Source organism: Pantoea alhagi, from assembly GCF_002101395.1.
Lineage (GTDB): Bacteria > Pseudomonadota > Gammaproteobacteria > Enterobacterales > Enterobacteriaceae > Mixta > Mixta alhagi.
This window is the reverse complement of record NZ_CP019706.1, coordinates 2,634,852-2,653,097: the sequence shown is the minus strand read 5'-3', so window position 1 is coordinate 2,653,097 and position 18,246 is coordinate 2,634,852. Positions and strand designations below refer to the sequence as shown.

16 protein-coding genes are annotated in these 18,246 nt (G+C 56.4%); 3 read left to right on the top strand and 13 right to left on the bottom strand.

Translation table 11 applies throughout. The features are described 5' to 3' along the window. Window positions 1–93 precede the first annotated feature (93 nt). Together pbpC and B1H58_RS12425 are read right to left on the bottom strand one after the other, a co-directional pair. Complete coding sequence (pbpC, locus tag B1H58_RS12430; protein ID WP_085070714.1) at window positions 94–2,418, bottom strand: peptidoglycan glycosyltransferase PbpC; 2,325 nt, start codon at window positions 2,416–2,418, stop codon at window positions 94–96. 33 nt (window positions 2,419–2,451) lie between these two features. Then, entirely contained in the window at window positions 2,452–7,416 is a 4,965-nt protein-coding gene (locus tag B1H58_RS12425; protein WP_085070712.1) for an alpha-2-macroglobulin family protein, read from the bottom strand. 9 nt (window positions 7,417–7,425) lie between these two features. Between B1H58_RS12425 and B1H58_RS20630 the strand changes: the two genes are divergently transcribed. Together B1H58_RS20630 and sseA are read left to right on the top strand one after the other, a co-directional pair. Further along, on the top strand, window positions 7,426–7,680 hold the full coding sequence (locus tag B1H58_RS20630) for a hypothetical protein (protein ID WP_157130172.1): 255 nt from the start codon (window positions 7,426–7,428) through the stop codon (window positions 7,678–7,680). Window positions 7,681–7,735: 55 nt separating this feature from the next. Further along, a complete protein-coding gene (gene sseA, locus B1H58_RS12420; protein ID WP_085072304.1) occupies window positions 7,736–8,584 on the top strand; it encodes a 3-mercaptopyruvate sulfurtransferase in 849 nt (282 codons plus the stop codon). 95 nt (window positions 8,585–8,679) lie between these two features. Here the strand turns inward: sseA and sseB are convergent, their stop codons facing one another. The 11 genes from sseB to trmJ form a co-directional block, all read right to left on the bottom strand. Next, window positions 8,680–9,459 (bottom strand): enhanced serine sensitivity protein SseB, encoded by a 780-nt coding sequence (sseB, locus tag B1H58_RS12415; RefSeq protein ID WP_085072303.1) that lies wholly within the window; start codon window positions 9,457–9,459, stop codon window positions 8,680–8,682. Between the two features lie 59 nt (window positions 9,460–9,518). Beyond that, the gene (gene pepB, locus B1H58_RS12410) at window positions 9,519–10,805 is read right to left on the bottom strand and encodes an aminopeptidase PepB (RefSeq protein ID WP_085070710.1); all 1,287 of its coding nucleotides are present in this window, start codon (window positions 10,803–10,805) and stop codon (window positions 9,519–9,521) included. A gap of 49 nt (window positions 10,806–10,854) precedes the next feature. Continuing rightward, on the bottom strand, window positions 10,855–11,055 hold the full coding sequence (gene iscX, locus B1H58_RS12405) for a Fe-S cluster assembly protein IscX (RefSeq protein ID WP_085070708.1): 201 nt from the start codon (window positions 11,053–11,055) through the stop codon (window positions 10,855–10,857). Between the two features lie 52 nt (window positions 11,056–11,107). Next, on the bottom strand, window positions 11,108–11,443 hold the full coding sequence (fdx, locus tag B1H58_RS12400) for an ISC system 2Fe-2S type ferredoxin (RefSeq protein WP_085070706.1): 336 nt from the start codon (window positions 11,441–11,443) through the stop codon (window positions 11,108–11,110). A 3-nt stretch (window positions 11,444–11,446) separates the two neighbouring features. Next, on the bottom strand, window positions 11,447–13,297 hold the full coding sequence (hscA, locus tag B1H58_RS12395; protein ID WP_085070704.1) for a Fe-S protein assembly chaperone HscA: 1,851 nt from the start codon (window positions 13,295–13,297) through the stop codon (window positions 11,447–11,449). Between the two features lie 14 nt (window positions 13,298–13,311). Beyond that, on the bottom strand, window positions 13,312–13,830 hold the full coding sequence (gene hscB / locus B1H58_RS12390) for a co-chaperone HscB (RefSeq protein WP_085070702.1): 519 nt from the start codon (window positions 13,828–13,830) through the stop codon (window positions 13,312–13,314). Window positions 13,831–13,912: 82 nt separating this feature from the next. Continuing rightward, window positions 13,913–14,236 (bottom strand): iron-sulfur cluster assembly protein IscA, encoded by a 324-nt coding sequence (gene iscA, locus B1H58_RS12385; protein WP_085070700.1) that lies wholly within the window; start codon window positions 14,234–14,236, stop codon window positions 13,913–13,915. Window positions 14,237–14,245: 9 nt separating this feature from the next. Then, window positions 14,246–14,632, bottom strand: a complete 387-nt coding sequence (gene iscU, locus B1H58_RS12380; protein ID WP_085070698.1) for a Fe-S cluster assembly scaffold IscU — start codon at window positions 14,630–14,632, stop codon at window positions 14,246–14,248. A gap of 24 nt (window positions 14,633–14,656) precedes the next feature. After that, window positions 14,657–15,871, bottom strand: a complete 1,215-nt coding sequence (locus B1H58_RS12375) for an IscS subfamily cysteine desulfurase (protein ID WP_085070696.1) — start codon at window positions 15,869–15,871, stop codon at window positions 14,657–14,659. 39 nt (window positions 15,872–15,910) lie between these two features. Beyond that, a complete protein-coding gene (iscR, locus tag B1H58_RS12370) occupies window positions 15,911–16,405 on the bottom strand; it encodes a Fe-S cluster assembly transcriptional regulator IscR (RefSeq protein ID WP_085070694.1) in 495 nt (164 codons plus the stop codon). 140 nt (window positions 16,406–16,545) lie between these two features. Continuing rightward, window positions 16,546–17,274 carry a tRNA (cytosine(32)/uridine(32)-2'-O)-methyltransferase TrmJ gene (gene trmJ, locus B1H58_RS12365; protein ID WP_085070692.1) on the bottom strand — a complete coding sequence of 243 codons (729 nt, stop codon included), beginning with the start codon at window positions 17,272–17,274 and terminating at the stop codon, window positions 16,546–16,548. 122 nt (window positions 17,275–17,396) lie between these two features. Between trmJ and suhB the strand changes: the two genes are divergently transcribed. Then, window positions 17,397–18,200, top strand: a complete 804-nt coding sequence (suhB, locus tag B1H58_RS12360) for an inositol-1-monophosphatase (RefSeq protein WP_085070691.1) — start codon at window positions 17,397–17,399, stop codon at window positions 18,198–18,200. Window positions 18,201–18,246 lie beyond the last annotated feature (46 nt).

Below are 18,246 nucleotides of genomic sequence, written 5' to 3'. Positions count from 1 at the left end.
AGCTTGCCTATCTCAGAATCAGCAATTTATAGAAAAAGTATGATCCTTTTCGCGTTGCTGCTTCATTAATGCCCATTCTGACCCTACCGTAATTTATTCCACGGTAAAAGAGACGGCGGCGACCTGGCCGGCAGCATCCAGCACGCTGAGCTGATAATGCCCCGTACGATTCAATACCAGCCGCTGCGTCAAACTGCCGTCGGCAGCGCTCAGTACTTCACCATTAAGAAACCACCACCGCGCCATACCTTCTCCTCCCTGCGTCGTTACGCTCAGCGATAATTCAGATTTTCCCGGTAAACGATGCAGAATCTGCCCATCCCGTATGCCGGTTAATAGTAGCGGCGGCGCGATACTTTGTAGGGCTGGCGCACAGCTGGCCGAGGGCAACGGCAGACGCTGCGCGCGCCGCTCATCGGGCAGCAGCCACGGCTCCAGCGGCATGGGCCAAAGCGCTACCCGCCGGGCCTGTGCGCCACTGCAATCCGCTGCAACCCGCTCTCCTTGTGCATTGAGCCAAACGGTTTGCTGCAGGCCGAAAAGCCCTTCCTGACCGTCGGCAAGCAGGGTTGGTGGCGTAGTACCGTTTAATACCCAGCTTTGTCGTCGCTGACGGCAGTTGCTGTCGCCTGCAGGCAACGGTTGTCCGCCCGGCCAACATAACGTTAACGCACTCACGCTGGCGGGACGCGGATCGGCAGGCAGCACAGCCCCACGCAGCTGCGGCGAGGCCATCAACAGATGATGCACCTGATTAAGGACCGGAATAGCGCTTGCTGCACCAAACTGACCAGCTACCGGCGTGCCATCAGGCCGTCCGACCCATACCCCGATCAGATAACGCGCATTGATCCCGATAGCCCAGGCATCACGATAGCCATAGCTGGTGCCGGTTTTCCAGGCTAACGGCGCTATCAAAGGCAGCGCGGCGTCAGGCTGAGGCTGGGCTTCGCCTGCCAGAATGCGCCGTATAATCCAGGCCGCGCCAGGGGATAACAAAGGCCGTTCGATTAAGGGATCATCGGCCAGCAAACGCAGACGGGCCGCCTGGCCATGTCGGGCAAAAGCGCCATATGCCGCCACGATCTCTTCCATGCGCGCACCTGTGCCGCCAAGGATCAGCGACAAATTAGGTTCTGCCGCAGCGGGAAAACGCAGGGTTAAGCCCGCATTACGCAGCGCCGCAGTCAGACGTTTCGGACCATAAGCCTCCAGAAGCTGCACCGCAGGCAGGTTTAGTGAACGAACCAGCGCTTCGCTGGCGCTAACCGGGCCATGAAAGCCGGTATCAAAATTACCGGGTCGATAATCGCCAAAGCGGCGCGGCACATCCTGTAACAAGGACTCTGCGGCGATCAAGCCATCATCCAGCGCCAGCCCATACAAAAAGGGCTTCAGCACCGATCCCGGCGATCGCACGCTGCCGATCATATCAACATGGCCGAAGCGGCTCTCATCGTTAAGATCGACCGAACCCATCCAGGCGCGAACCTGCATCGTAGTATGATCCACTACCAGCACCGCCATAGAGGTACGCGGCGGCAACGATCCTTTCCAGCCCTGCGCTAACGCTTCGATCTGCCGCTGTAGCGAGGTATTGATGGTGGTGGTGATTTTGCTTTGCTTTGATAACGCCAACACCCGGCGCGCCAACAATGGCGCTAACTGCGGCATCTGGCGCGGCGCAAGCCAAACCGGCTCCTGCATTATTTCCTCAACGTCCACCCGTGGCCAAACGCCATAGTCTGCCAGGCGTAACAGCACTTTATCGCGTGCTGCCTGCGCCCGTTCTGGCCAGCGGTCGGGGCGTAAACGGCTTGGCGCCTGTGGCAATACCGCCAACAGCGCCGCTTCGCCGCGCGTGAGCGCTGCAGGCGACTTACCCAACCAGCTCCAGCTGGCTGCTCCCACGCCCTCCAGCGTTCCACCAAAGGGCGCGCGGTTCAAATAGAGCGTTAATATTTCGCGCTTGGAGAGATGCCATTCCAGCTGCAATGCACGCCAGGCCTGATGCAGTTTGCCAGCAAACGTTCGCGGCTGCGGATCGATCAACCGTGCAACCTGCATGGTAAGGGTACTGCCGCCAGAGACGATCTCACCACCGCGTAAATCCTGCCAGGCTGCCCGCAAAAGCGCTAATGGATTGATGCCCGGATGATGCCAGAACCAGCGATCTTCATAAGTCAGCAGCGCCTGCAGATACCAGGGCGAGACCTCTTCCGGCGTGACCGGATAACGCCAGATGCCGTTTTTATCAGCGAAGCGCCATAGCGGGGTGCCATCTTCCGCTACCACCAGGCGGGCAGGTGCGGCCTGCTGCAACGGTAAAGGAAACAAACGATCCGCCAGCCACAGCAGGGCCAGCAGAATAAACAGACCTGACAGCACAATTTTTACGGGGCGTAAAAGAAATTTCATAAAAATAACGCCCGGTTTTACCCGGGCGCTCAGTTAGCGAACCGTCAGTCGCGCCGGCGTTTCACCGGTTGCGCGCCACTGCGGCACATACATCGATTCCACCTGCGGCGCCGGAACCTGATAGTTACCAGGCGTAACCGCTCGCGCTAAATAGAGCAGTTGAGCGGGCCGGTAGTTGTCTACATCAATAGCGGCAACAAAGCGATCGTCACGAAACTCCATGTGCTTAATGCTGACCTGCTGCATATCATTCATCAGCTCCTGCACGTTCGCCGCGCTTTCGCCCAGGCTGGCGCTGGCGCTGGCAAGGTTCTGATTCTCCAGCTCCAGCCCCGCAGGAAGCAGATCGGTAACCAGCGCATCCGGCACACGATCGGTAGCCGAGACGGTGAGATGCACCAATATCAGTTGGCCACTTTTCACTGCTGTCAGAGACAAGGGGTTGCCATTGAGATCAAGATATTCACGACGCACAGCAAGGTTATGACTGGACGCTGGCGGCGGGGTCTGCGGGTAGCCGACCACGTCCAGGCGGCCATATACCGGGGCGTCGCCCAGGCTGTTTACCGTTATCCCAGCATTAAGCAGCGACTCGCCAGGCAGCAGAATGCGAGTTTTATTGCCGCTAATCAGCGCCTCCTGCTCATTGAGCCTTACCTGCCACACCGTGCTTTCATCTTGCTCCAGCGTATGTGCTGCAAGAAATAGCGCATTGTTTTCCTGCGTCGATAGCCACTGCTTCCCGTTAAGCTGTTGCGCCAGAGCAATAATTAAATTGTCCTGCGCTTCCGGCAGTAGCTGATACTCGCGCAGCAGGGTGACAATTTGCGCACTGTCACGCAACGGGCTGCCGTAATCCTCCAGCCAGTAAAAATGGGCGGGACGCACGCTATGTATGCCCTGGTTCAGCAGCGCGTTGGCGCGCGGCGTATCGCCCATCAGCTTCAGCGCTACGCCCAGCTGCACCAGCGCCAGGCCCGATTTTGCCTGTGCTCGCTGTTCATACAGCGCACGCAATGCCCCCAGCGGCGCCTTTTGCTGACGTGCCAGAACCAGCGCAGCGTAAGACTGCACGTTAAAGCGCGTTGCAGCAGGATCATTGCTGTAATACACCTCTACTTGATTGCCATCCTGCAGGTAGCGCAGCAGACGTTCATTGCCTTTGGCCAGTATCGTCTTATCAGGATGATAGCCCTGCTCGCCTGCCCGCGTCAGGAAATCCATCGCATAGGCAGTAAGCCAGAACTCTTCGGCGCTCTCCTTACCCCATAAACCAAAGCCGCCGTTATAGCGCTGCATCTGGCCGATACGATCAATCCCGGTTTCAATCGCCGCGTGTCGCTCGCTATCGCTACCGCTTTTAATGCCCAGGGCCGTCAATTCTTTATGATTGGTGTATAGCGAGGGCCACAAACCGCTAATGGTTTGCTCCAGGCAACCGTAAGGCCAGGCGTAAAGCTCGCTGATATAGCGTGCAATGTTGAGTGGCGGACGGCCACTCAGCGCCAACTGGCTCTGTACTGTCGCGGGCTCCAGTCCGCTGAAGTTTTCAGCAGATAACTGCCACGGCGTCCCGGGGCGCATAACAGCGTTAAAACTGCGCGTCTCTGCGGGCCAGGCGGGCCGTACGCCAAGGATCCAGCGGCCTTTACCCGGCGCCAGGTTTTCGCCCGGAATCTCCACGCCTGTAATAAGAGCCTCGATGCTGCCTTCGCCATAACCCATTGCGGCACTGACCGGCACGAATAGCGTGGTGCGCTCTCCCGGACGCAGGCTTATCTGGCGCGGCGACGGATCCATCAGCGTTACCAGACCACTGGCCTGCAGGTTAACCGTCAATGTTTGCGGCCTTTCTGTGAGGTTAGTGATATCCAGCGCCAGACGGCTGCTGTCTCCGCCTGCCAGAAAGCGCGGCGTTGCCATTTGGGTAATTAACGGCGCGGCAACCACCACGGTGCTTTCACTCTGGCCGAAGCGATCCTCGCTCCATGCCTGCGCCATCAGCCGCATCTCCCCGTTAAACTCCGGTATCGGTAGCGTAATGGTGCCCTCGCCGTTGGCATCCAGCGTAACCGGCTGAAGCTGCGTAGCCAGAATATTGACATGATTAACCGGCTGTTGCCCGCCGCGCTTTAAAGGATCGCCTTCATCGCCATCTCCACCGAAGCGCAACGCAGCCAGCCGCCCCTGCCCTTCGATTAGCTGTCCATAGACATCATACTGATCGGCGTTATAGCGTTTACGTCCAAAGAAGGCGGCATAAGGATCGGGCGTTTTATAGTCAGTAATGCTCAATACACCGCTATCAACAGCCGACAACAGCACCTGCACCTGCTTCGGCATATCACCGCCTGCGCTCGATGCCTTTACCTTTATCGTGAGGTTTTGGTTCGGTCGTATTTTTTGCGGCGCCGTTAGCGTCAGATTCAGTCGGCGCGCCTCATCCTGCATCGGTAAATGTAAAATCCCTATGGCGCGCTTCGGCGTAACGCCCTGCGCTTTATCTCCGGGACGAATAACCAGCGCGCTGAAGTAAAGGTCGTGACGACGCCACGCCTTATCGACAGGGACCGCCACCTGGGTGCCCCCGGCAGGTACATCAACTGTTTGCCACCAGAGCGGACCGCTACTTGACTCTACCAGCAGATAGCCTTTACCTGCGGCAGGCGCTTCTATCTGTACCATCGCCCTGTCGCCAGGCTGATAGTTGGCTTTATCCAGCTTGAGTTTCACCTGATCGGGCCGCACCGCACCGGTGCCATCGGTATTATCCTGCCAGCTGTAGCCTGCCCAAAAACGTATGCTACTGCGGCGCTCGCTGTCAGGCGCAACCGCTTCGATTCGATATGAGCCCCACTCTACCGGGAAAGCGACTCTGGCTTCACCTTCAGCGCTAAGCGTTATCTGGCGCGTCTCTTCAACCAGATCTTTTTGATCATAACGTGACTGCCAGCCATCGCCTTCGGCAAAACTCCAGTAATAGTCACGTCGTTCGCGGATCAGCCGCACTTCAACCTGCTGATCGGTTATTTTTTCGCCGCGCGCATTAGCCAGCACAATGCTGAATTCTGCGCTGCTGTTCTCATCGACAACCGGCTGCATGAGAGTGGTATCGTTGCGGTAATCATAAACCTCTTTACTGGCAAATAATGGGCGGATGCCCGGCAGCACTTCGGCAGGCCAAATCGCCTGACTAACGCGACGTGTAACCGGACGCCCACCGCTTTCCAGCAGGCTGGCTTGCAGAATAAGACGAGCTGGCGAAGCTATTTCTTGCCAGGAGGCAGGCGCGGCGACCGTCGCCTTGCCCTGCGTATCCAGCGTCAGATCGATTTCATCCAGATTGCGCTTCAGCCCCTGCTCGTTAATATCGCCGAACTGATAGCCAGGCAGGCTTTTCACCGCTTCGCGATCGGGACGCAAAAACAGCTGCCCCTGCAGGCGATTGCCTGCAGGGGCACCATACAGATAACGTCCGCTGACGTGAAAGTTGATATCGCTGGTTGGTGATACAGGCCGATCGCTGGCTGTCAGGCTGAGCGCCATGCGCTCCGGCATAAAATCTTCGACGCTAAACGGCCACTGACGTGGACGGCCATCGCCCGCTTCCACCCGTAGCATCCAGCGCCCGGTCGGCGCATCTTTTGGTAACGGATAACGCAGCTGCCACAGGCCGTTTTCCGGCTGCCAGGTCAGGGTGCGGGCCGTGTCACCATCCGGCTTCACAATATCTAACTTTACCGGCTGCGGTGGCAGCGGTTTGCCATCCGCGTCGCGCATCAGCGCATTAGCGATCAGCGTCTCGCCTGGGCGGTAGAGATCGCGTGGGCCGAAAATAAACAGCTGTTTGTCATAGCCTTCAGGCCCGGCAACGGCAAACTCCGCCAGATCCAACGCCGGACGACTAAGATCGATCAGCGACGTTTGATCGTTTTTGGTTGCGAGGATCAACTTCGCTTTGGCCTGCCAGGGCAGTGTCGCATGCCCCTGAGCATCGGTGGTGGCCTGGCTTAGGGTATGTCCTTTTTCATCCAGCATGCTCAGGGCCACGCCATCCAGCGACTCGCCATCCTCCAGCCGCTGGCTGAAGAGATCCACTCGCTGTGGGAACTGATGCAGCGAGAGGCCAATATCGCTGAGCGTGAAGAGCGTAGCGGCATTGGTGTAGCTGTAAGTCCCCGCCTGCTTCATAACGGCCAGATAGACGCCTGGCTGCGACAGCGGCTTAATATCCCCCAGCGGCAGCTGGAGCTGTTCGCGCGTATTGCGTGCCGGGTTAAGATCAAAACGTCCGGTATAAACCAGATCCGCCTTTTGCAGCAGCGATTCAGACTGCCAGGTTTGCAGGCTGTTGCCATACTGCCAGTCGGCAATAAAAGCCGGGAGGGAGGCCATTTTAATACGGAAGAAATCAACATCCACCTGATTGACGTTAAGCGCCATCACTGGCAGCCCCGTTGTGATGCGCGTCGGCAGCAGCGATCCACGGCTGGCGAAACCTACCATCGGCTGTATATCACGCGTGGTCAGCGTCTGTTCCACCGCTTTTTCCAGCGTGGCGCCGTTAGCGGCTTTCAGTCCGCTATCAACGCGCACCTTGAGTTCTCTTGCCGGTTCCAGATGACGAAAACGCAGTTCTTTACGGTTAGGCGAAAGCTCCCAGCCGCCCTCCAGTGCGCCGCTTTTGCTGTCTGTGATATGAGCATATTGATTAAAGTTTTGCTGCTCATTCAACGAAACGGAAAAGGTCACCACCAGCGTGCCGGCGCCGTCGAGCTGCACTTCTGAAATATCGATAACCTGCAGCGGTTTGCCCTGCTCTCGCGCCAGCTGTGCGGCCCGCTGTTCAGCGCTGAGCTCAGTTGCGCTGCTCCTGGCTGTGGCCGGTTGACTGGCGGCGGCCTTCAACGGCGCATCGGAATTGTTATCATCACAGCCGCTCAGCAGCATTAGCGACAGCAGCCAGGCGGCGCCAGCTTTATACCTTAACCGGGACATAGTTACTCCATGGCAAAAGTGCCTTGTAAAATCAGAGCGGCATTATCACCTGAACAAAGAGAAAATTTAACAAACCTGAATAATTTCCTGCGCAGCACGTTATTGCTCTGTTTACACATTCTGGCAAGCGCTTATCGTGACGAAGAGAAGTTATTGCGGCGAGTGCCGCAAAACAAATGTAACCCTGAGAAAAAATATTTCGCTTTTTGCGGCTGCTTTTCCGAATCTGTAATCATGAACGCAGCATCAAAGATTGGGCCTTGAGCTGGGCTGCGAGATCGTCGACACTCACAGCACATCATTGGATATTGAGGTTGTTATGACATCCGCTCTCTTTGTAACCGCTCAGTGGTTAGCTGAACATCAGAACGATGCAGATTTGCAGGTTATCGACGCGCGTATGGCGCCTGCGGGTCAGGAGCACTTACGGGATATGCATGCCGAATACGCGGCGGGACACCTGCCCAATGCGCCTTTTTTTGATATTGAGCAGCTCTCCGATCGTAACAGCCCTTATCCGCATATGATGCCGCGTCCAGAAACATTTGCGGTGGCGATGCGTGAGCTGGGCATCGACAGTACAAAACATCTGGTGGTATATGATGAGGGCAATCTGTTTTCAGCGCCACGCGCCTGGTGGATGCTGCGCGCCTTCGGCGTTGAACGGGTTTCACTGCTGGCGGGCGGCCTGGCAGGCTGGAAGCAGGCTGGCTATGCGCTGCAAACCGGCGATGTCAATCTGCCGGAAGCGGAGTTTGAAGCACACTACGATCCGCAGTTGGTGAAAAGCGTCACTGACGTACTGTTAATCAGCCATGAAGGCACCGCGCAGCTGATTGATGCGCGCCCGGCCAATCGCTTCGCAGGCGAAGTTGACGAGCCGCGTCCAGGCCTGCGTCGCGGCCATATCCCCGGCAGCAGGAATGTCCCCTGGGGTGAGCTGGTGATTAACGGTCAACTGAAACCGGAAGCGGAGCTACGCGCCATTTTTCAGCATCAGGGCGTAGACTTAACCCAGCCTATCGTGGCCAGCTGCGGCTCTGGCGTCACAGCGGCGGTCGCTATCCTGGCACTAACAGCGCTGGGTATCAAAGAGGTGAAACTGTATGACGGTTCATGGAGCGAATGGGGCAGCCGCGACGATCTGCCTGTTGCCACGTCGCACTAAGCGCCGCGGCCTGGGGTAAGGCACCGCCACAATAAAGAAGGGTCGCCTGGCGACCCTTTAATCATTCATACGCTCTGCGCAGTGGCGAAGCCAGCTTAGATAATACGCTGGCCGCCTTTGAACTCACGCAGAAAACTTCCCCAGCGTCGTTCATAAAACGGCGTAATGTGCGCCGTGAAGAAATGGCTGATGCCCTTCTCGCCTTCGACGATTTGGCAGATATCCACCGGTTCATCATCCAGTAAAGTATCGGTGGCAACCGCACCCACAGCACGAATGATCTTATCGATATCCTCGTCCGCCTCAATAGCGATCAGCAGATTAGGCCGCTCGTCTGCCCGCTCTTTGATATGCGCAACAAATGCCCGGCGCACCTGCTTATATTTGCTTAACAGCTGCGTTAAAGAATCGATCATCTGCGCAGGCGGCTCGGCAACTTCCGATAGCAGCAGCGACGTACCGCCCTCCAGCACCGTTTGCTGGCTTAGCGCATCGCCTTCTTCCCCCAGCAGATGAGCGATCTCGCGTGGAGAGAACTCTTTCCCCGCTGGCAGTTTGGGATTAAGAAACAGCGTTTCGCCCTGCGTCATCTCAAACAGCGTGCGTACCGGCAACATGACATAAGACTGCTCGCCCTCTGTCGCTTCCGCCATCGCCGCTTCGGAGGTAAAAAAAGGAATCACGCTGGTGCCATCTTCCTTTTCCCAGTGCTGTAGCTCTACCGGCGTACTGGCATCCAGCTTTTCATCAGTGCTGCTGCCCGGCACCCAAACGCTGGCTTCCATCAGCAGGGTAAAAAACTCTGGCCGATGCGCAGGCTCAGTCGCCGCCAGTTCCAGCACCTTTTCCAGACGTGCGTTAGCATTTGTTTCCATGTGATTCATGCTCTTTCTGTCTTGTTTAACGGGGCCAGAACCAGACTGGCCCCAGGCGCTTATTTCAGCAGCAGATTAGCGATGGTGCGCACGCCAAGCCCGGTCGCACCGGCTGCCCACTGTTCAACCGCGCCTTTGCGATAGGTAGCGGAACAATCAATATGCAGCCAGCCCTGCTGATAGTTACTGACAAAATGCGACAGGAACGCAGCGGCCGTACTTGCGCCTGCGGTATGTGCCGCACCGGCAATATTGTTCAGATCGGCAAAGTTGGATGACAGATGAGTCCGATGGAACTCCGCCAGCGGCAGACGCCAGAACGCTTCGTTTTCGCTGGCGGCGCTGTTTAACAGCTCCTGCGCCAGCCGATCGTCAAAGGTAAACAGCGCGTGATAATCGTTGCCCAGCGCGGTTTTTGCAGCGCCGGTCAGCGTAGCTGCATCAATAAGCAGCTCCGGCTGCTGCTGGCTGGCATCAATCAGGCCATCAGCCAGAACCAGACGCCCTTCCGCATCGGTATTCATGACCTCAACGGTTTTGCCGTTGCGGTAGCGAATAATATCACCCAGGCGGAAAGCGTTGCCGCTCACCATATTGTCTGCACAGCAAAGATAGAGTTTTACGCGTTTTTTCAGGCCGCGCGCAATCGCCAGCCCTAACGCACCGGTAAGGGTTGCTGCGCCGCCCATATCGGACTTCATGGAGTCCATAAAGGCGCTTTGCTTCAGGCTGTAGCCGCCGGTATCAAAGGTAATGCCTTTGCCTACCAGACAGGCGTAAACCGGGGTATTTTCGTCACCACCCGGATTATAATCGAGCGCCAGCAGGACCGGACTGCGCGACGAGCCGCGACCCACGGTATGCAAACCCAGATAGTTTTGCTCGCGCAGATCTTCGCCCTTGGTGATACGGTAACTCACCGCATCACCGGCATATTTGCTGATCAGATCAACCGCGCGGCGCGCCAGTTGCTCCGGGCCCAGCTCTTCAGCCGGCTGGTTAATCACATTGCGCACCCAGTCGATGATATTCAGACGGCGATCCAGCTCCTGGCGATCGCTGTCGCTGAGCGGTGCCCAGTCAACACTGCGTTCGCCTTTCGGTCCGCGATAGCCTTGCCAAAACGCCCAGCTTTTTTCCAAATCCCAGCCGTCACCGCTCAACGCCACATGGCGAATGCCCTGACCGTCAATTTTACGCGCGGCGCGCTGAATGGTTGCCAGCGCATCGCTACCGTTCAGGTGGATCGTCATTCCTTCTTCGTTGCTGCTGAGGATCGCTTTTTCGCCCCAACGAGCATCCGCAGCCGTGGTCGACAGCGCGATATTCATCTTTTCAGTGGTCATTTTTGTATCCCTTTATATTTTTCTGAAACGAGAATGGAAGCAGCCAGAGTTACTCAAACTCATCCAGCCAAACCAGCAGTATCGCTTCAAGAATTTTTTCACTGGATGCATCAGGATTATCATCAAACCCTTCCAGCTGACAAATCCATTGATGCATATCGGTAAAGCGTACCGTTTTTGGGTCGGTATCAGGATAAGCATCGTACAAGGCTTCGCCGATTTCACGGCTGTCGGTCCATTTCAGTCCCACAATTTCTCCTCAGACGAAAACGGGCCGGCTTTAAGGCCGACCCGCTTAATGATTAATGTTCGCGTGCGTGGTTGATGGTATAGCGTGGAAGTTCCACTACCAGGTCTTCATCCGTTACGCGCGCCTGGCAGCTGAGACGGCTTTCCGGCTCCAGTCCCCAGGCTTTATCCAGCATATCATCTTCATCTTCGCTGCTTTCTGGCAGTGAGTCGAATCCTTCACGCACGATGCAGTGGCAGGTGGTGCAGGCACAGGATTTTTCACAGGCATGCTCAAGCTCAATGCCGTTGCGCAGCGCGACGTCAAGAATAGTATCGCCCTGTGCGGCGTCAAATACGCCGCCTTCCGGCAGCAGGTCCTTATGGGGTAAAAAGACAATCTTCGGCATTGATCAAACCTCATCCACAGAATGACCGGCCAGCGCGCGACGGACTGAGTTGTCCATACGACGGGCGGCAAAATCCTGGGTTACTTTATCAAGTTGTTTTACCGCCGCGCTGATGGCATCGGCCTCTTCGGCGCGGAGTGTTTCCTGCAGCTGCTGCTGCGCCTGTTGAATCTTCTGTAACTCATCTGCGCTCAGCAACGCGGCATCTTCCGCCAGCGCGCCGGCCAGGCTTTCCAGCACCCGCAGGCCTTCAACCTTCTGCTCGGCCAGCTTACGCGCCGCCACATCCTGCTGCGCATAGGCCATAGAGTCGGTAATCATGCTGGCGATTTCGTTTTCGGTCAGTCCATACGAGGGCTTAACCTGAATCGAGGCTTCTGCACCGGTGGATTTTTCCATCGCCGTCACGCTCAGCAGCCCATCCGCATCCACCTGAAAGGTCACACGAATATGCGCACCACCAGCGGGCATGGCCGGAATATTGCGCAGCGCGAAACGCGCCAGCGAACGACAATCGGCAACCAGCTCACGCTCGCCCTGCAGCACATGCATGCTCATCGCCGTTTGACCATCTTTAAAGGTGGTAAATTCCTGGGCGCGTGCGACCGGAATGGTGGTGTTACGCGGAATAATTTTCTCAACCAGGCCGCCCATGGTTTCCAGCCCCAGCGAGAGCGGGATCACATCCAGCAGCAGCATATCGCTGTCCGGTTTGTTACCTGCCAGAATATCAGCCTGAATCGCCGCACCGATGGCCACCACTTTATCCGGATCGATGGTGGTTAACGGCTGACGACCAAAAAATTCGCCGACCTTTTCACGCACCAGCGGGACGCGCGTCGAGCCGCCCACCATCACCACTTCCAGTACCTCTTCCGGCGTGACATCAGCATCTTTCAGCGCCCGGCGGCAGGAGAGCAGCGTCCGCTTCACCAGCCCGGCGATCAGGTTATCGAAATCAGCGCGCGTAACCGTGCCCTGCCACTCGCCCAGCGTTACGGCAACGCTCTCATGTTCGCTCAGAGCGATTTTGGCGGCGATGGCCTTATCCAGCAGCTGCCGCTGTACGCTGTGATCGCCACGATCGTGCAACCCGGCCTGCTCACGCAGCCAGTCGGCCAGCAGATGGTCGAAATCATCGCCGCCCAGCGCTGAATCGCCGCCGGTCGCCAGCACCTCAAACACACCGCGGCTCAGGCGCAGCACGGAAATATCGAACGTGCCGCCGCCAAGATCGTAAACCGCAATCACCCCTTCCTGTCCTGAATCCAGGCCATAGGCGATCGCTGCCGCAGTGGGTTCGTTCAGCAGACGCAGCACCTGTAACCCCGCCAGACGGGCGGCATCTTTGGTACCCTGACGCTGTGCATCATCGAAATAGGCGGGAACGGTAATTACCACGCCGTCCAGCTCGCCCTGCAGGCTTTCACGCGCACGCCCGGCCAGCGACTGCAGAATATCAGCAGAAACGCGTACCGGATTCACCATGCCCGCCGCCGTCTGGATCATCGGCAGACCGTTTTCGCTGGGCAGCAGTTGATAGGGAAGATGAGGATAACGCTGTTGAATATCGGCCAGCGAACGGCCCATCAAGCGCTTAACCGAACTAATGGTATTCACCGGATCGGTTGCCGCCTGCTGGCGCGCTTCCCATCCTACGCAATTTTGCTGCGCCTGATACCACACCACCGAAGGCAAAAGGTGACGACCCTGCGCATCGGGCAGGGTTTCTGCCTGTCCGCTGCGCACGGTGGCGACCAAAGAGTTAGTGGTGCCCAGATCGATTCCCACGGCCAGACGACGCTGGTGCGGGGCAGCACTCAGACCCGGCTCGCTAATTTGTAATAACGCCATGTTAGTTTTCCCGGTTAGAAATCGAGCAGCTTCTCTTCCAGCTGTTCTGTCTGGCTGCGCAGTTTAGCGAGAAAACGCAGCTTGCGCACCGTATCTGCCGCCGCATCCCACTGGGCAGCGGCCAGTTCCTGCTGCATTTGCTGACTGCGCTGCTGCATCATTGCTGCCAGCCGCTGCATAAAGGCTTGCAGTTTCGCTTCGGCGTCGGGCGCCTGTTCTATCGCGTCCAGCTCTTCCCGCAACGCCAGCTGCTCCATCAGAAAGGCAGTATCGCGCATCGTATGCTGTTCATTATTGATATCGAAACCGTGCAGCGACAGCAGATATTCCGCGCGCGGCAGCGGCTGGCGCAGAGCCTGATAGCCTTGATTGATGGTGGCGGCCTGCTGTAAGGCCTGAAGGCGTTCACGCTCCGGCTGTGATGCGAAGCGATCGGGGTGGAACTGACGTTGCAGCGCCTGAAAACGAGCGGTGAGCTCTGCCGCGTCAATCTCAAAAGAGGGCGGCAGGCCAAAAAGAGTGAAGTAATCCATAGCAGACTCAGTTGATAACAGAGGGATGCATAAAAAGAATCGCCCCGTTCCCGGAGCGATTTATCCTGCTGCTGCGCCAACGCTAAACGTTGAAGCTTTCTCCGCAGCCGCATTCATCTTTCATGTTCGGGTTATTGAACCTGAACCCTTCGTTCAGGCCTTCCTTCACGAAATCAAGCTCGGTCCCGTCGAGATAAACCAGGCTTTTCGCATCGATAACCACGTTAACGCCTTTATCTTCGAAAACGGTATCTTCGGGCTGGGGCGCATCGACAAACTCCAGCACGTAGGCCATGCCGGAACAGCCAGAGGTACGTACGCCAAGACGTAAGCCAAAGCCTTTACCACGGTTATGCAAAAAGTTGCTTACGCGGGAAGCCGCGCTGTCGCTCAGGGTAATAGACATAATTTCCCCTTACTGTGCGTCTTTCTTGCTCTTGTAATCCGCGATGGCGGCCTTGATGGCGTCTTCAGCCAGGATTGAGCAGTGAATTTTCACCGGTGGCAGTTCCAGCTCTTCGGCGATCTGAGTATTTTTAATCGCAGCGGCTTCATCAAGCGACTTGCCTTTTACCCATTCGGTAATCAGCGAGCTGGAAGCGATAGCGGAACCGCAGCCGTAGGTTTTGAAACGTGCATCTTCAATAATGCCACTGTCGCTTACCTTGATTTGCAGCTTCATGACGTCGCCGCACGCCGGTGCGCCGACCATGCCGCTGCCGATAGTGGGATCGCTGTTGTCAAAAGATCCCACGTTGCGTGGATTTTCGTAGTGATCGATTACTTTTTCGCTGTAAGCCATGATCTGTTCTCCTGAAACCTGAAATTAATGATGCGCCCATTCGATGCTGTTCAAATCCACGCCCGCTTTAAACATTTCCCACAGTGGAGAAAGCTCGCGCAGTCGGCCAATGGATTTGCGCACCAGCGCAATGGTGTAATCAATCTCTTCTTCAGTCGTGAAGCGGCCAAGGGAGAAACGGATTGAACTGTGTGCCAGCTCGTCGCTCATACCGAGCGCGCGCAGCACGTAAGAAGGTTCCAGGCTGGCGGAAGTACAGGCGGAGCCAGAGGAAACCGCCAGATCTTTCAGCGCCATGATCAGCGACTCACCTTCTACATAGTTGAAGCTGACGTTCAGAATGTTCGGTGCGCCCTGCTCCAGATCGCCGTTAAGATAGACTTCTTCGATATCCTTCAGGCCATCCCACAGACGGTTACGCAGCGTGCGCAGGCGCGCCATTTCGCTTTCCATCTCTTCTTTCGCGATACGGTAAGCTTCGCCCATGCCGACAATCTGATGCACCGGCAGAGTACCGGAACGCATACCGCGTTCGTGACCGCCGCCGTGGATCTGCGCTTCCAGACGAATACGCGGCTTGCGACGTACGTAAAGCGCGCCGATGCCTTTCGGACCGTAGATTTTATGCGCGGAGAACGACATCAGATCCACTTTCAGCTGGCTGAGGTCGATTGGCAGTTTGCCAACGCTTTGCGTGGCATCAACGTGGTAAATGATCCCGCGCGCGCGGCACATTTCACCGATGGTCGCGATATCCTGCACCACGCCGATTTCGTTATTAACATGCATGATGGAAACCAGAACGGTATCGTCACGCATCGCCGCTTCCAGTTCCTGCAGATCGATAATGCCGTTGCTCTGCGGCGCGAGATAAGTTACTTCAAAGCCTTCGCGCTCTAACTGGCGACAGGTATCCAGCACCGCTTTATGTTCGGTTTTGCTGGTAATGATGTGCTTGCCTTTTTTCTGATAAAACTGGGCAGCGCCTTTGATAGCCAGGTTGTCAGACTCGGTCGCGCCAGAGGTAAACACGATTTCACGCGGGTCAGCCCCTACCAGCTCGGCGACCTGGTTGCGCGCAATATCAACCGCCTCTTCCGACTGCCAGCCAAAACGGTGGGAACGGGAGGCCGGGTTACCGAAGGTGCCGTCCAGAGTCAGATACTGCATCATCTTTTCCGCCACACGCGGATCGGCTGGCGTGGTAGCGGAATAATCCAGGTAAATCGGTAATTTCATTGCTCTTAAGCTCCGTACATCGCTTCAAATCAAAAATTATCAGGCCCGCAGATTTATATTAATGGTCTCCTGCGTGCGGCCATTCGCCATACGGCGCGTTTCGTTATTCTGACGATCGGCTACATCCAGGATCTCTTTATTATTCACCAGCTCAGCCAGCGTAATGTTGTTGAGAAAATCGCTGATACGCTCGCTTAAATCGTGCCACAGGACGTGGGTCAGGCAGCGCTCGCCGCCCTGGCAGCCCTCTTTCCCCTGACAGCGCGTCGCGTCAACCGACTCATCGACAGCGGTGATCACTGCGCCAACGGCGATTTCAGCTGCGCTTTTGCCCAGCAGATATCCACCGCCCGGTCCGCGTACGCTGGCCACCAGGCCATTTTTACGCAGGCGCGAAAAGAGCTGCTCAAGGTAAGAGAGAGAGATCCCCTGTCGCTCTGAAATATCGGCCAGCGGCACCGGCCCTTCATGTGAGTGCAGTGCAACGTCAAGCATCGCAGTAACGGCGTAACGGCCTTTTGATGTCAGTCTCATAGCTTGGCGACCCTCAGTTATACCCTGTTTCGGAGTGATATATGATGGTCGCAAGTCTGACATTCCCGAGTGTTTTGGTCAACTATTTAACCTGGTAAAACACTCAAGTATTAGCCGCTGCTTTTGTACTCTGGCAATGCTTAATTTTCGCCGCGCTTTTTTTCAAAAGAGGCAAGCATGCCGCGCAGAATATTTAGCTCGTCACGCTCCGGGCGGGCACGCGTATAAAGGCGGCGCAGCTTGCTCATTACCTGCCCCGGATTCGACGGGCGAATAAAGCCGCTGGTAACCATCATCTGCTCCATATGCTGATAAAAGCGCTCCAGATCGTCGACAAGCGGATAGGGGCTCTCTTCATACTGCGGCTGCTCTACACGATCGCTTTGCAGAAAAGCCATGCGCACTTCATACGCCAGGATCTGCACGGCCATCGCCAGATTCAGTGAGCTGTAGTCAGGGTTAGCCGGGATCGCTACGTGATAGTGACATTTTTGCAGTTCATCATTGGTCAGGCCGACGCGTTCACGGCCAAATACGATGGCAACCGGCGCCTGCGCGCCCTCTTCTACACATTTGACGCCGCATTCGCGCGCATCCAGCATCGGCCAGGGCAGCGTACGCGAACGGGCGCTGGTGCCGACCACCAGACTACAGCCGGCAATCGCTTCATCCAGCGACTCGACAATTACCGCATCGCCAATCACATCGCTGGCCCCTGCGGCGAGCGAGATGGCCTGCGAATCAGGCTTAACCAGCGGATTAACCAGATAAAGGTTAGTCAGCCCCATGGTTTTCATCGCGCGAGCGACGGAACCCATATTGCCAGTGTGAGAGGTTTCCACCAGCACAATACGAATATTTTGCAGCATATAACTCAAGGAGGTCGGTGAGATAATTTGTTGATGCTAACATAAATGCAGGACATTTTCCGATCTCCCTGCTATACTCCGCGCCGTTTTCCTCGTTCTTTAACATCCAGTGAGAGATACTGATGCATCCGATGCTCAACATCGCCGTGCGCGCTGCGCGCAAGGCCGGCAATTTAATCGCCAAAAATTACGAAACTCCGGACGCCGTTGAAGCTAGCCAGAAAGGCAGCAACGATTTCGTGACCAATGTTGACCGCGACGCCGAGCGCCTGATTATTGAGGTGATTCGCAAATCTTATCCGCAGCACACTATTATCGGTGAAGAGAGTGGTGAACTGACGGCAGAAGATCAGGATGTACAATGGATTATCGATCCGCTGGATGGCACCACCAACTTTATTAAACGCTTACCGCATTTTGCGGTCTCTATCGCTGTGCGCATCAAAGGCCGCACCGAAGTGGCTGTGGTTTACGATCCGATGCGTAACGAACTCTTCTCTGCCGTACGTGGCCAGGGCGCTCAGCTGAACGGCTATCGTCTGCGTGGCAGTAATGCACGCGATCTGGACGGCACCATTCTGGCAACCGGCTTCCCGTTCAAACAGAAGCAGCATGCTGCAACCTATATGAAACTGGTTGGCAAGCTGTTTACCCAGTGCGCGGACTTCCGTCGTACCGGCTCAGCGGCGCTGGATCTCTGCTATGTTGCTGCCGGCCGCGTTGACGGTTATTTTGAAATTGGCCTGAAGCCGTGGGATTTCGCCGGTGGCGAACTGATTGCTCGTGAAGCGGGCGCGCTGGTAACTGACTTTACCGGCAATCATGGCTTTATGACCTCTGGTAATATCGTTGCCGGTAATCCACGCGTAGTGAAAGCGATGCTGGCTTCCATGCGCGATGAGCTGAGCGATGCGCTGAAGCGTTAATATCACGCTGGCGAAAAATGCCGCACGCTTCTCTGGAAGGTGCGGC

Excerpts from the sequence above, each read along its gene's own strand:
- pbpC (WP_085070714.1), bottom strand. The coding sequence starts at position 2,418 with ATGAAATTTCTTTTACGCCCCGTAAAAATTGTGCTGTCAGGTCTGTTT.
- B1H58_RS12425 (WP_085070712.1), bottom strand. The coding sequence starts at position 7,416 with ATGTCCCGGTTAAGGTATAAAGCTGGCGCCGCCTGGCTGCTGTCGCTA.
- B1H58_RS20630 (WP_157130172.1), top strand. The coding sequence starts at position 7,426 with ATGGCAAAAGTGCCTTGTAAAATCAGAGCGGCATTATCACCTGAACAA.
- sseA (WP_085072304.1), top strand. The coding sequence starts at position 7,736 with ATGACATCCGCTCTCTTTGTAACCGCTCAGTGGTTAGCTGAACATCAG.
- sseB (WP_085072303.1), bottom strand. The coding sequence starts at position 9,459 with ATGGAAACAAATGCTAACGCACGTCTGGAAAAGGTGCTGGAACTGGCG.
- pepB (WP_085070710.1), bottom strand. The coding sequence starts at position 10,805 with ATGACCACTGAAAAGATGAATATCGCGCTGTCGACCACGGCTGCGGAT.
- fdx (WP_085070706.1), bottom strand. The coding sequence starts at position 11,443 with ATGCCGAAGATTGTCTTTTTACCCCATAAGGACCTGCTGCCGGAAGGC.
- hscA (WP_085070704.1), bottom strand. The coding sequence starts at position 13,297 with ATGGCGTTATTACAAATTAGCGAGCCGGGTCTGAGTGCTGCCCCGCAC.
- hscB (WP_085070702.1), bottom strand. The coding sequence starts at position 13,830 with ATGGATTACTTCACTCTTTTTGGCCTGCCGCCCTCTTTTGAGATTGAC.
- iscA (WP_085070700.1), bottom strand. The coding sequence starts at position 14,236 with ATGTCTATTACCCTGAGCGACAGCGCGGCTTCCCGCGTAAGCAACTTT.
- iscU (WP_085070698.1), bottom strand. The coding sequence starts at position 14,632 with ATGGCTTACAGCGAAAAAGTAATCGATCACTACGAAAATCCACGCAAC.
- B1H58_RS12375 (WP_085070696.1), bottom strand. The coding sequence starts at position 15,871 with ATGAAATTACCGATTTACCTGGATTATTCCGCTACCACGCCAGCCGAT.
- iscR (WP_085070694.1), bottom strand. The coding sequence starts at position 16,405 with ATGAGACTGACATCAAAAGGCCGTTACGCCGTTACTGCGATGCTTGAC.
- trmJ (WP_085070692.1), bottom strand. The coding sequence starts at position 17,274 with ATGCTGCAAAATATTCGTATTGTGCTGGTGGAAACCTCTCACACTGGC.
- suhB (WP_085070691.1), top strand. The coding sequence starts at position 17,397 with ATGCATCCGATGCTCAACATCGCCGTGCGCGCTGCGCGCAAGGCCGGC.